Raw genomic sequence first — 12,731 nt, forward strand, 5'->3', positions numbered from 1 at the left:
ACCGGACCAAACGCTCAGCCGGAGTCCGCGGATTCCGCGTCCCGCCTAGGTGGCCGGGGGCCGCGTTCCGGTCCCGGCTCGGAGCCGTACCGCCGGCCGGCGGCCGCCTGCGCGGATGCCCGGAGACCCCACTCGGATTCGTTACTCTTTCTTTCGCGCCAGCTTTTCCAGATACTCCCAGTGCATCCTGAGATGCACGACGAGGACTGCGGCATATTGCTCGGGAAAGTACTGCGAGCCCTTTTTGTACGGAATGTGCTGATCGGGCGGAACCCTGGGGAGATTCAGGAGGATGGTCTCCTGCGCGGCCTTGAGATCGGCAACGATCTGGCCATTGGCGTACGGTTCATAATCAATCTGGGATTGCGAATTGATCACTTTCAGCGTCCGCTTCTCGACCCGAGGCTTGCGAAGTTCGGCCACATCGGTCACGACATCCGCGTAGTAGGGGTACCAGAAGCGCATGTGCTTCAAGTCGATCCGCCTCTCCTCCCCGGAAAGCTCGGGATCGAGAACCGCGTGCACATACCTGTCGAAACCACTTCTCAATGCGGACAGATCAAGAGCCACACACAAACCGTACACCCGGTGATCAAAAGACTGAGCGCTCACCGTCGGTGCCTGCTGCCGACAAGGAGCCGTGACCGCATTCCGTGACTTCACCTTCAACTGCCCCTGCCAGGCGGTCTCGGCGATCAGGCCCCTGCGGGCAGGCTTCTGGCGCGTTCGAACCCGCCGCATTGAACTTTCAAGTGACCTGCTGCAAGGCTGTGTTCGCCGATTGTCATACCGCCTCCGCGTCCGTCAGCGGCCTTGTCCTCCTTGGAGTCACCATGCCCGCAGTTCGCCGGACAGCCGCCACCCGACGGGGCCCGCTTCTGGTGGTGGGCGGCGTCCTGCTCGCCGCCGTACTGTCCTCCCTGGTCAACGCCGTGATCGCCTTACTGGCGCGCGCGGTTGGCGCCCCGGACGACTTCGAGCCACTCGACCCCGGCTCGTACATCTTCCTGACCACGGTCGGCGTGACAGCGGGCGCGATCGGCTGGGGGATCGTCCGCAAGGCGTCCCGGAACGCCGAGGGTGTGCTGCGGTGGCTCGTCCCGGCCGTCGTCGTGGTGTCGTTCGTGCCCGACTTCTTCCTCTTCGGCGCCGGTGGCGTGACCGGCGTCGCCGCCCTGCTCCTGATGCACGTCGCGGTCGCGGTGATCGCGGTGGCCACATTCCGCAAGGTCCTGCCGCTGAGCCAGTACGGCAACGGGTGACGGCCCCGCAGGGCCACGCGCGCGTGCCGGAGCGTCGTCAGGGCGCCGTGTGAGGACGGGGCGTCAGGAGGGGGCGAGGACGCAGAACTCGTGGCCCTCCGGGTCGGCCAGGCACGTCCACGGGACATCGCCCTGGCCCAGGTCGAGGTCGGTGGCACCGAGGGCCCGCAGCCGGGCCGCCTCCGCCGCTTTGTCGTCACCGGGGTACGGCAGCAGGTCGAGATGGACGCGGTCCGGCACGGTCTTCGCGCCGGGCGTGCGGAGGAACTCGAGATATGGGCCGGTCCCCTTGGCGGAGCGGAACACCGCTTGGTCGTCGGTCACCTCGTGCAGGGTCCAGTCCACCGCCTCACCCCAGAACCGGGCCATGGCCCGCGGATCCGCGCAGTCGACCACCACCGCGGCGATCGGCCCGGTGTCCCGGTAGATCTCCCGGGGCTCCAGCACGCAGAACTCGTTGCCCTCCGGGTCGGTGAGGACCGTCCACGGCACGTCGCCCTGGCCGATGTGGGCGGGCGTCGCCCCGAGCGCCTGGAGGCGTGCGACCAGATCGGCCTGATGGGCCGTGGAGGTGGTGGCGAGATCGAGGTGCAGGCGGTTCTTCGCCGTCGTCTTGGGTTCCGGGACGGGAACGATGTCGATGCCGAGGGTGACCGGGTCCGGCCAGACGAAGCCGTCGTCGGGTCCGCCGGCGGGTCCGACGTAGGTGGTCACGCCGGGGCTGTAGGCACTCCAGCCGAGCGCCTCGGCCCAGAACCGGCCGACCGCCGAGGCGTCAAGAGCCTTGATGTTCACCTGCACGGGTCGCAGTGCCATGCCGGCGATCCTATGCGCCCGCTCCGCGACGACGTCCGCAGCCGCCGGCGCAGGGCGCCGAGGCGGTCACGCCCGGCCCGTCGCGCTGCGGCGGCTCTGCGTCGGCACTCGGTAGGGTGCGCTGGTTGCACCATGGGGAACGTTGTGGCAGCGCTCAGGAGAGGGGCCGGGCGACGATGCAGGCGTCGGAGATCCCGCGTGCGGTGGCCGCGGCCATGTCGATCGCCTCGTCCCTCGGTCTGACGGCCGATGACGCGATCGTTCTCCATGACTCGAACAAGCTCACTCTGCGGCTGCTGCCCTGTGACGTCCTGGCCCGGGTGGCACCCGCAGCGCAGCAGGTCGCACAGTTCGAAGTGGAGCTGGCTCAGCGGCTCGCCGCGTCCGGATGCCCCGTGGCGGCTCTCGATCCACGAGTGGAGCCACGTGTTCATGAGCGTGAGGGCTTCGTGGTCACGCTGTGGACCTACTACGAACCCGTGTCACCTGGAGACGTCTCACCAGCCGATTACGCCGGGGCGCTCGCGCGGCTGCATGCCGGCATGCGCGGGCTGGATGTCCCGACGCCGCACTTCACGGACCGGGTCGGGCAGGCTCAGCGTCTCGTGGCGGACCGCGACCGGACTCCGGCGCTCGCCGACGCGGACCGGGAGCTGCTCGGCGACACGCTGCGGCGCCTGAGCCGCGTGATCGTCGAGCGCGGCACCGCCGAGCAGGTGCTGCACGGCGAGCCGCACCCGGGCAACGTCCTCGCCACGGAGAACGGCCTGCTGTTCATCGACCTGGAGACCTGCTGCCGTGGGCCCGTCGAATTCGACCTCGCCCATGCGCCCGAAGAAGTCGGCGAGCACTATCCGGGAGTCCGTCAGGACGTGCTGCGCGACTGCCGGATCCTCGTACTGGCGATGATCACGGCATGGCGCTGGGACCGGGACGACCAACTCCCGGACGGGCGCCGGCTGGGCACGGAGTGGCTCGGCCGGATCCGGGCAGCGCTCGATCGCGACGGCCGGGACACGCATGGCTGACCGCGGCCCGTCGGGGCTGTGGCCGGCCGGCTGACCGGCTGACCGGCTGACCGGCTGACCGGCTGACCGGCTGACTGGTCCCGGAGGCCCGGCACTCTCCCGTTGGTCCGCGCGTCGTGCTGCCGTTCCGGGCACGGCCCGTTGGGGTCCGGGCCGGCCCGTAGTGCACAGGCACCAGGACGCGTGCGTGGCTGGTCCCGGTGCACCAGGAGGAGACGGCGGCGGGGAACGATGCCCGGCCGGGCGCCGGAGGGAAGTGTGGGGAGCGCGCGGATCCCACGCGTTTCCCTGTGCCCGACGGTGTCTGGAGTGATCAACGGTGGCGACGTTTCTCTACCGGATAGGGCGGTGGGCCTTCCGCCGGCGCCGGTTCGTCAGTGGTGTGTGGCTGGCTGTCCTGGTGCTGGCCGGGGTCGCCGCCGCCATGGCGCCGGCCGGGGAGGAGGAGGACTTCTCCATGCCCGGCACCGAGTCGCAGAAGGCGTTCGACCTGCTGGACGAGCGCTTCCCGCAGGGCAACTCCCAGGGTGCCGAGGCCCGGCTGGTGTTCCGGGCCCCGGACGGGCAGCGGGTGACGGCCCGGGAGAACAGGGCGGCCGTCGAGGACGCGCTCGGCTCGCTGGACGGGGACGTGCAGGTCGCGTCGGCCACCGACCCCTATGAGACCGGCGCCGTCAGCCGGGACGGCACCATCGCCTACTCCACGATCACCTACAGCGCGGACGCCGTCGACCTGACCGAGGCGACGAAGACCGCCCTGGAGGACGCCGCGAGCCGGGCCCGGGACGCGGGGCTGACCGTGGAGACCGGCGGTTCGGCCCTGGACGTGGAGGAGGAACCGGGCGGCACGACGGAGCTCATCGGTGTCTCGGTGGCGGCGGTGGTGCTCGTCATCGCCCTGGGGTCGCTGGTCGCGGCCGGACTGTCACTGCTGACCGCCTTCCTGGGCGTGGCCGTCGCCTTCTGCCTGGTCTCCGCGCTGGCCGCTCCGCTCGGCCTGACATCCACCGTCGCCATCCTGGCGCTGATGCTGGGACTGGCGGTCGGCATCGACTACGCGCTCTTCATCGTCTCCCGCTTCCGCGACGAGCGGGCGCAGGGCAGCGAGCCGGAGGACGCCGCCGGCCGTTCGGTGGGCACGGCCGGATCCGCCGTCGTCTTCGCCGGCGCGACCGTCTTCATTGCCCTGGCCGGTCTCGGGGTCGTCGGCGTTCCGGAGCTCACCAAGATGGGCCTGGGCGGCGGGGGCGCCGTGGCGCTTGCCGTACTCGTCGCGCTGACCCTGGTCCCCGCGCTGCTCGGCTTCTCCGGCGGGCGGGTGCTGTCCCGCTCCGTCCGCAAGGCCACCGCGCCGGGAGGCGAGCGTCCGCACCGGGCGTCCACCGCGGCCGGCCGGCCGGGGCTCGGCTCCCGCTGGGCGCGGTTCGTCCTGCGCCGGCCGGCGGCCGTGCTGCTGACCGCCGGGCTCGGTCTCGGGGCCGTCGCCGTGCCGGCGCTGAGCCTCGAACTCGGGCTGCCCGGGGACGAGTCCAGGTCGGTGGAGACCACCCAGCGGCGTGCCTACGACCTGCTGTCGGAAGGCTTCGGGCCCGGCTTCAACGGCCCGTTGACCGTGGTGGTGGACCTGGCGGAGTCCCCGGACACCCCGGCCACCACGGACCTGGTCGTCAAGACCGTGCGGGACGTGGACGGGGTCGCGTCGGTCGGTGATCCGGTTCTCAGCCGGGCCGGGGACACGGCCGTCCTCACCGCCGTCCCGGAGACCGCGCCGAGCAGCGGCGAGACCAAGGACCTGGTGCACACGCTCCGGGACGCCGTATCCGCCATCGAGGCGGACACCGGCGCCGACGTCCTGGTGACCGGCAGGACCGCGCTGAACATCGACATCGCCGAAGCCATGTCCGGCGCCCTCGTCCCCTATCTGACCGTCGTCATCGGCCTGGCGGTCCTCCTGCTGACGGTGGTCTTCCGCTCGCTCCTGGTCCCGGTCAAGGCCGCGCTCGGCTTCCTGCTGTCGGTGGGTGCCGCCTTCGGGGTCCTCGTCGCCGTCTTCCAGTGGGGCTGGGCGGCGGACCTGCTCGGCATCGAGCAGACCGGACCGGTCATGGCGCTGATGCCGATCCTCATCATCGGCATCGTGTTCGGCCTCGCCATGGACTACGAGGTCTTCCTCCTCACCCGGATGCGGGAGGCGTACGTCCACGGCGCGTCCCCCGGCGAGGCGGTCGTCAGTGGTTTCCGGTACAGCGGACGGGTGGTGGCCGCGGCGGCGATCATCATGACCAGCGTGTTCGCCGGATTCATCGGGATGAGCAGCACGACCATCCAGACGATGGGTGTCGGCCTGGCCTCGGCCGTCGCCTTCGACGCCTTCGTGGTGCGGATGGCGATCGCACCCGCGGTCCTTGCGCTGCTCGGCCACCGGGCCTGGTGGCTGCCCCCTATCCTGGACCGCGTGCTGCCGCGGGTGGATATCGAGGGCGAGGCGCTGAGCGGGCGTGTCCCGGCCCCCGCGCCCGGGTCCGGCGAGACAGCGGTGCCGCGGCTCCCCGCCGGCCGGAGCTGAGCGGGCGTGACGACAGCGGGGGGCGGTGGCCCGCGGCCACGCGGCACGGGCCGGCGGGAGGGAGCGGTCACGGCGGCGGCGTTCGCGCTCTGCCTGCTCGGCGGTGTGGTGCGGGTCGACGACACACTGTCAGCGCCGCCCGCCGCCGCCTATGTCGTCGCCGTGGTGTCCTGCGCCGTGCTGCCGCTGCGGCACCGGGCGCCCCTGGCCGTCCTGGCGGCCACGACCGCGGTCGGCCTGCTGGTGCCGCCCCTGGGCCTCCTGCTCACCCCGCTGATCGTGGTCCCCGCCCTGATCAGCGCCTACTCGTACACGCTGGCCGCGCGCACCGAACTGCGCGCGGCCAGCGCGGTGTCGCTCACGTCCGTGGCGCTGGCCGCCTCCGTCCCGCTGTTCGGGGACTTCTCGTGGAAGGACGCGAGCAGGATGGTGGTGATGGCGGTGTTCCCGCTGCTGGCCGGTGTGCTCGGCCGCTCGGTACGGGACCGGCGGGCCTATCTGGCGGCCGTGGAGGAGCGGGCCCGGCGGGCCGAGGAGAGCCGGGATCGGGAGGCGCGCCGGAGGGTGGCCGAGGAACGGGTGCGCATCGCCCGGGAGTTGCACGACCTCGTGGCCCATCAGATCACCCTGGCCAACGCGCAGGCCACGGTCGCGGCCCATCTCTTCGACACCCGCCCGGAGCAGACCCGCAAGAGCCTCGGGGAGCTCGTCGAGACCACCGGTCACGCGCTCGACGAACTGCGGGCCACTGTCGGCCTGTTGCGGCAGTCCGGGGACACATCCGGGCCCGCCGAACCGGCGCCCGGGCTGTCCCGGCTTCCGGAGCTCCTCGCGTCCTTCCGCCGCGCGGGGCTGGAGGTGACGGTGCATCAGGACGGCACGGCCAGACCGCTGCCGCCGGGGGTGGACCTCACCGCCTACCGCATCGTCCAGGAAGCCCTGACCAACGTGGCCAAGCACGCCGGTACCGCCCGCGCCCGGGTGCACCTCGGCTGGGACCGCGAGCGCGTGACCGTCACCGTCACCGACGACGGACCGGTCCCCTCCACGGGACCGGGACCGGCCGGGTCCGCGGGGCCGAGGGCGTCCGCGGTGCGGGACCGTCCCCCGGGTTACGGTCTGATCGGGATGCGGGAACGGGCCACCGCCGTCGGGGGGCGCCTCTCCGCGGGCAGGCGCCCGGAGGGTGGCTTCCTCGTCTCCACCCAACTGCCCCTCCCGACCGTCAGGGACACGACGGGGACGACTGACGGAGCGACAACCACCCAGGAGGAGCGGATGGCCGGCGGGCCGACGAACGGCGGACGGACGGACGACGCGCGGACGGACGGCGGAGAGGCCGGGGACGCGCCGTGACGCTCCGGGTGCTGCTCGCCGACGATCAGGCGCTGCTGCGCGGTGCGTTCCGGCTGCTTCTCGACACCGCCGACGACATCACCGTGGTCGGCGAGGCCGGCGACGGCAGGGAGGCCGTGAGACTCACCCGGGAGCTGCGCCCGGACGTCGTGATCATGGACATCCGTATGCCCGGGGTGGACGGCCTCACCGCCACGTCGGAGATCTGCGCGGACCCGGAACTGGCCGGCACCCGCGTCCTGATCCTCACCACGTACGAGACCGACGAGTACGTCGCCCGGGCGCTGCGCGCGGGGGCCGGCGGTTTCATCGGCAAGGGCATCGGGGCCGAGGAGCTGGCGGACGCGGTGCGGACGATCGCCGGCGGGGACACTCTTCTGTCCCCCGCCGCGATCCGTTCCCTGGTCGCCCGTTTCCTGGCCACACCGGACACCGCCCCCTCGCGCCACTCGGAGCAACTCGCCGTGCTCACCCCGCGCGAACGGGAGATGGTGGCTCTGGTCGCGACCGGCCTGTCCAACCAGGAGATCGCCGAGCGGCTGTTCCTCAGCCCCTTCACCGTCCGCGCCCACGTGCAGCGCGCCATGACCAAGCTGGAGGCCCGCGACCGGGCCCAACTCGTGGTCATCGCCTACCGGACGGGCCTGGTACACGCCGGCCCCGACGGCGGCACCGACCGGTCGCCGTAGTCCGGTCCGCTGCCGGGGCCTTGCGGCATGGGGCCCTTACGGCATCGGCGCGAACTCGGGCAGCGTCAGGGCCGAGTGGGCCGGTGGCGCCGCCGGTGCGGAGGGCAGGGTGACGAGTTCGCGCAGCATGGTGTTGCGCTGCTCCAGGGCCCGCGCAGTGGTGGGGAAGAGCCTGGTCGCGCCCTTGCCGGCCAGGGCCTGGTTCATGGCGGCGAACTCGCGGAGACCGCGTTCGTAGGCGGCGAACGCCGCGGTGTGGTCCCGGTGCGTGGCCAGTGCGTGGGCGAGCATGTAGGCACCGGCCAGCGCGAGGCTCGTGCCCTGTCCGGTGAGGAACGAGGGCGCGTAGGCGGCGTCGCCGACCAGTACGACGCGCCCGCTGGACCAGCGGGGCATACGGATCTGGCCGGCCGTGTCGAAGAACAGGTCGTCCGCGTCGCGCATGGCCCCGACCATGCCGGGGACCTCCCATCCCGCGCCCGCGTAGACCGTGGCGACCAGGTCCCGTTGGGCGCCCGGGTCGCGGAGTGCTCCGGGCGGCGCTTCCGATTGGTGGAAGTTCAGGAAGGCGTGCAGTTCGCCGTCGTCGTCCCCGACGGCGTAGAGGGCCGCGGCCTTCCCGGGGGTGTTCCACATCACGAGTTCGCGGGAGAGCCCGAAGGTGTTCGGCATGGTGAAGACGGCGAAGCAGTAGCCGAGGTAGCGGTGGAATTGTTCTTCGGAGCCGAACAGGGAGTCCCGGGTCTGCGAGTGCATACCGTCGGCACCGACCACCAGGTCGAACGTGCGCTGCCGCCCGCTGCGGAACGTGACGTCGACCCCTTGTCCGTGCTGGTCGAGGGTGTCGGCGGAGTCGCCGAACAGGAACTCCACGTCGTCGCGCACCAAGGCGTGGAGGAGGGCGGCCAGATCCCCGCGGCGCACCTCCAAGTCCTGTCCCCCGGCACCGCCAGCGAGGGCGCGCGGGTCGACCAAGGCGACTTCACCGCCGTCGGCGTTGAGGAACGTGCAGCGGCGCGAGTCGATGTGCGCGTCCCGCAGGTGCGGCAGTATCCCCATCCGCCGGACCACCTCTGTCGCGGTGCCGCGGATGTCGATCGGATACCCGCCGTCGCGCGGCCCTCCCGCCTTCTCGACCACGGTGACGGCACATCCGGCTCGGTGCAGCCAGTACGCCAGCGCGGGTCCGGAGATACCGGCCCCGGAGATCAGGATCTTGCGCTTCGCGGTCGTACGCACGTCCGTCGACAGACCGGTGGGTGTCATGCCGTTCATGCCCGGACTCCCTTCTTGCTGACACGGACGACGAGCAGGGACAACGCGGCGACGAGACCGGCCGTGACGAACCCCGTGACGAAGGCCGGTTCGCCCGGCAGGCCCGTCACCGGGTCGGTCCCGGCGGCGAGGATCGCGCCGCTGATCTGGACGCCCAGGGCGAAGCCGATGACGCGGGTCACCACGAGCAGGCTGGTGACGATGCCGGTGTCCCCGGTCGCGACGGCGGTGGCGGTGCCGGCGAGCAGCGCCGTGGTGGCGACGCCCGCGGCGAACGCGGTCAGCACCTTCGCGAGGACGAGCTGCCATGCCGCGCTGTGCAGCGATGCCAGGGCGATCATCGTGCCCGTCGTGACGACGGTGCCCGCGACGACCACGGCACGCGGACCGAAACGCCGCGCCGCGATCCCGCCGACCGAATCGCTGACCGCCCCGGCGATGGCGCCGGGCAGCAGGAACAGGCCGATCTGGGTGGTGCCGGCTGCGAAGCCGTACCCGTCGGCCGGCGCCGCGAACAGCTGCGGGAGCAGAAAGAGCACCATCCCCGCGCTGGTGGTGATGACGAGGGTGAGCACGCAGGCGCTCCACATCGCGGGCTTCGCCAGCATCCGCAGATCGACCATCGGCGAGACCGCCCGGCGTTCGACGGCGACCCATCCGGTGGCGAGGGCGGCCACGGCCACCGCGATGGCACCGACCGCGAGTGGCGGCAGGCCGGCGCTCGTCACCGTCACCAGCCCGAGCATGAACGCGAGCAAGGTGCCGCTCAGCAGAACCACGCCGGCCCAGTCGATCCGCTCGTCCGACCGGACCGGCGGATCGTGCGGCATCAGCCGCGTGACGACCGCAGTCGACGCGATGATCGCGATCGTCGGCAGCAGGAACATCCCGTGCCAGGACAGTCCTTCAGCGATCGGCCCGGCGACCAGCGTGCCCACGATGCTGCCGCCCGTGAACAGCGCGATGACGATCCCGATCGCCGCCTGCGCCTCTCCTGCCGTGAGGTGCTTGCGGACCAGGATGAAGGAGAGGGGCAGCACGCCCACCATGACGCCCTGCAGCACCTGACCGAGCAGCAGCACCGGCAGGTTCGGCGCCAGTCCGGCCAGCAGGCCACCGGCGGACACCACGGCCATCAGCCGGACCAGAACCCGCCGTCCGCCGTAGCGGTCGCCGAGTTTGCCGGCGACGGGCGTGACGACCGCGCCGGTGACGAGTAACGCGTTGCCGACCAGGGCCCCTTCGGCGGGACTGACCCCCAGCTCGCGCTGGAGCAGCGGCAGCGCGGGCTCGACCACGGACTGCAGGGTGCCGAGGGCGAGCGCCAGGATGCCGAGGGCAGCGATCGCCGGCCTCCCGACGCGGACCCGGGAAGGGGAAGGGGATGGGGAAAGGGATAACGCCACTTGTCGATCACTCCAGACGCCGTTGGGCAGTGGGGAATGCGCGAGATCCGCGCGCCTCCCACACTTCCCTCCGGCGCCCCGCCGGGCATCGTCCTCCGCCGCCGTCGTCCCCTGGTGCGAGCGGACCAGCCACTCCCCCGCCCTGGTGCCGGCGCACTACGGGCCGTGCCGCCGCAGCGAAGTCAACGGAGCGGTGGGCCCAGGGGGGCGGCGGGCGCCCCGGCCGCTATCTGCCGGGGGCGACGAGCCCCGATTCGTACGCCGCCACTACGGCTTGTGCCCTGCTGTCCAGGTTGAGCTTGGTCATCGTGCGGTTGAGGTGGGTCTTGACGGTTGCCTCGCTGATGTAGAGGCGGTCGGCGATCTCCAGGTTGGACAGACCACCCGCGATCAGTCTCAGGACCTCCCGTTCGCGGGAGGTCAGTGCCTGCAGATCGGGCGGCTGTTCGCACGCGGTCCGGCGGGCGTACGCCTCGACCAGGCGGCGGGTGACGCTGGGCGCGAAGAGCGCGTCCCCACCGGCGACCACGGTCACCGCGGCGAGCAGCCGTTCGGGGCCGGAGTCCTTGAGCAGAAAACCGGAGGCTCCGGCGCGCAGCGCCCCGTACACGTATTCGTCGAGGTCGAAGGTGGTCAGGATCAGGATCCGGGGCACGGGGTCGGCGGCCCGGGCGAGGATGCGTTCGGTGGCCTCGATGCCGTTCATGCCGGGCATGCGGATGTCCATCAGGATCACCTCGGGGGCGGCCTCGGCAGCGAGCGCCACGGCCTCCTCGCCGCTGCTGGCCTCGCCGACCACGTCGATGCCGGGTGCGGCGTGCAGCAGGCCCACCAGGCCGGCCCGTATGAGGTACTGGTCGTCCACAACGAGCACGGTTGTCATGTGGTCGTGCCGTCCCCCCGCCTCGCGGCCCGCGCGGAGGTCGGCAGGGTCAGCCGCACGGCGAAACCCCCTTGCTCCTGCGGGCCGATGCTGATCTGCCCACCGTAGAGCTTGGCCCGCTCGCGCATGCCCAGCAAGCCGTGCCCGCCGCCGCTCCGGACTCTGTCCGGAATCACCCCCTCTCCGTCGTCCGCCACCGAAACGGTCACCTGGTGCGGCTCGTAGGTGAGCCGTACCTCCGCACGCGCGCCCGGGGCGTGTTTCACCACATTGGTGAGCGCCTCCTGCACCACCCGGTAGGCGCACAGCTCCAGACCCGGGGCGAGCGGGCGCGGAGTGCCCTCGACGGTCACGGTGACGGGCACCCCGCCGGCGCGGATGCGTTCGGCCATCTCTTCGAGGCGGGCCAGGCCCGGCATCGGGGCGGAGGGGGCGCCGTCGTCAGCGGCGCGCAGCACCATGAGCATGCGGCGCAGCTCGTCGAGAGCCTCCTTGCCGGTGGCGTCGATGGTGTCGAGTGCGGCACGGGCGGTCCGCCGGTCGGTGTCGAAGACGAACCGGGCGAGACCGGTCTGCACGGAGATCACGGACATGTGGTGGGCGACCACATCGTGCAGTTCGCGGGCGATCCGGCCGCGTTCCTCGGCCACTTCTCGACGGGCCCGCTCGGCCTGTTCCCGGCGCAGCTGCCGGGTCAGCTCGGCCGAGCGGCGGGCGACGACGCCGAACCGCCACAGCACCGCCGGATAGACCAGGGCCTGCCCGACGACGGACGGCCAGGAGTCGGTGTGGCTGACGGCGCCCGCGTAGATCCAGACCCCGCCCAGCAGCGTCGCGCAGGGGAGGGAGAAGTACACCGCTCGCAGGGAGGCGACGGTGTAGACGGCGAGCAGGGGGCCGAAGCTGCACACCACGGCCCAGTAGCCGGCGGTGATGTACACCAGCCAGGTCGCGTGCACGAGGCCGCAGACCACGACCGGGGCCCGCCCGCGCAGCACCAGCGGCAAATGGACGAGGACCACCAGGGCGTAGGCGGTCGCGTCGAGCGGCTTCTGCCCCTGGCGCGCGGCCTCCTGTCCCAGCAGCAGGGCCACGCCGGCCAGCGCCGCCGCGATCAGCGCGTCGACGGCGAGGGAGCGGATCCGCATCGCAGCAGCGTAAGGCCGGTATCGGCGATGGGCGTCAAACCAGCGCGGTACAGCGCCGGTTGGAGATGGCCGAACGGCTACCGCACTGGTCCGCCCGGGAGTTCAACCGTGCGCGGGACGCGGCCCGCGCGCGGCGGACCGTACGTTCACATCACCGGCCGGCGGGGCTCGTGCCCCGGCACGGGGGCGCCATGGGGGTATCGCCCCGCCGGCCGGCGGCCCCTGGCATGCGCCGGGCCGGGCCGGGGCCGTTCCGCACATGCACGCAAGCAGGCACACACATCAGCAGTCAGCAACCAAAG

Annotated in this window: 11 protein-coding genes; 5 read left to right on the forward strand and 6 right to left on the reverse strand. The window is 72.0% G+C overall.

All coding sequences use genetic code 11. The annotated features are described in order from the left end of the window. Window positions 1-141: 141 nt before the first annotated feature. The gene (locus tag LIX60_RS05190; RefSeq protein WP_227957404.1) at window positions 142-570 is read right to left on the reverse strand and encodes a hypothetical protein; all 429 of its coding nucleotides are present in this window, start codon (window positions 568-570) and stop codon (window positions 142-144) included. Between the two features lie 263 nt (window positions 571-833). Between LIX60_RS05190 and LIX60_RS05195 the strand changes: the two genes are divergently transcribed. Continuing rightward, window positions 834-1,262: a DUF6069 family protein gene (locus LIX60_RS05195; RefSeq protein WP_227957405.1), complete on the forward strand. Its 429-nt coding sequence runs from the start codon at window positions 834-836 to the stop codon at window positions 1,260-1,262. A gap of 63 nt (window positions 1,263-1,325) precedes the next feature. On the opposite strand, the gene LIX60_RS05200 is transcribed toward LIX60_RS05195, so the two are convergent. Further along, window positions 1,326-2,078 carry a VOC family protein gene (locus LIX60_RS05200; protein ID WP_227957406.1) on the reverse strand — a complete coding sequence of 251 codons (753 nt, stop codon included), beginning with the start codon at window positions 2,076-2,078 and terminating at the stop codon, window positions 1,326-1,328. A gap of 176 nt (window positions 2,079-2,254) precedes the next feature. Here LIX60_RS05200 and LIX60_RS05205 point away from each other — a divergent pair, with 176 nt between their 5' ends. The 4 genes from LIX60_RS05205 to LIX60_RS05220 all read left to right on the forward strand — a co-directional run bounded on the left by LIX60_RS05205 (window position 2,255) and on the right by LIX60_RS05220 (window position 7,717). Then, a complete protein-coding gene (locus LIX60_RS05205; protein ID WP_227957407.1) occupies window positions 2,255-3,106 on the forward strand; it encodes a phosphotransferase enzyme family protein in 852 nt (283 codons plus the stop codon). 319 nt (window positions 3,107-3,425) lie between these two features. Further along, a complete protein-coding gene (locus LIX60_RS05210; RefSeq protein ID WP_227957408.1) occupies window positions 3,426-5,672 on the forward strand; it encodes an MMPL family transporter in 2,247 nt (748 codons plus the stop codon). Window positions 5,673-5,678: 6 nt separating this feature from the next. After that, window positions 5,679-7,028: a sensor histidine kinase gene (locus LIX60_RS05215; RefSeq protein WP_227957409.1), complete on the forward strand. Its 1,350-nt coding sequence runs from the start codon at window positions 5,679-5,681 to the stop codon at window positions 7,026-7,028. Beyond that, complete coding sequence (locus tag LIX60_RS05220) at window positions 7,025-7,717, forward strand: response regulator transcription factor (RefSeq protein WP_227957410.1); 693 nt, start codon at window positions 7,025-7,027, stop codon at window positions 7,715-7,717. Before LIX60_RS05215 ends, LIX60_RS05220 begins: the two co-directional genes overlap by 4 nt. 36 nt (window positions 7,718-7,753) lie before the next feature. Here LIX60_RS05220 and LIX60_RS05225 read toward each other — a convergent pair whose 3' ends face one another. The 4 genes from LIX60_RS05225 to LIX60_RS05240 all read right to left on the reverse strand — a co-directional run bounded on the left by LIX60_RS05225 (window position 7,754) and on the right by LIX60_RS05240 (window position 12,429). Next, on the reverse strand, window positions 7,754-8,983 hold the full coding sequence (locus LIX60_RS05225) for an FAD-dependent monooxygenase (protein WP_227962628.1): 1,230 nt from the start codon (window positions 8,981-8,983) through the stop codon (window positions 7,754-7,756). 5 nt (window positions 8,984-8,988) lie between these two features. Next, entirely contained in the window at window positions 8,989-10,398 is a 1,410-nt protein-coding gene (locus tag LIX60_RS05230) for an MFS transporter (RefSeq protein ID WP_227957411.1), read from the reverse strand. 226 nt (window positions 10,399-10,624) lie between these two features. Continuing rightward, on the reverse strand, window positions 10,625-11,281 hold the full coding sequence (locus tag LIX60_RS05235; protein WP_227957412.1) for a response regulator transcription factor: 657 nt from the start codon (window positions 11,279-11,281) through the stop codon (window positions 10,625-10,627). After that, on the reverse strand, window positions 11,278-12,429 hold the full coding sequence (locus tag LIX60_RS05240) for a sensor histidine kinase (RefSeq protein ID WP_227957413.1): 1,152 nt from the start codon (window positions 12,427-12,429) through the stop codon (window positions 11,278-11,280). Before LIX60_RS05240 ends, LIX60_RS05235 begins: the two co-directional genes overlap by 4 nt. Window positions 12,430-12,731 lie beyond the last annotated feature (302 nt).

It is taken from the genome of Streptomyces sp. S07_1.15 (assembly GCF_020739505.1).
GTDB classification, from domain to species: Bacteria; Actinomycetota; Actinomycetes; order Streptomycetales; family Streptomycetaceae; genus Streptomyces; species Streptomyces xinghaiensis.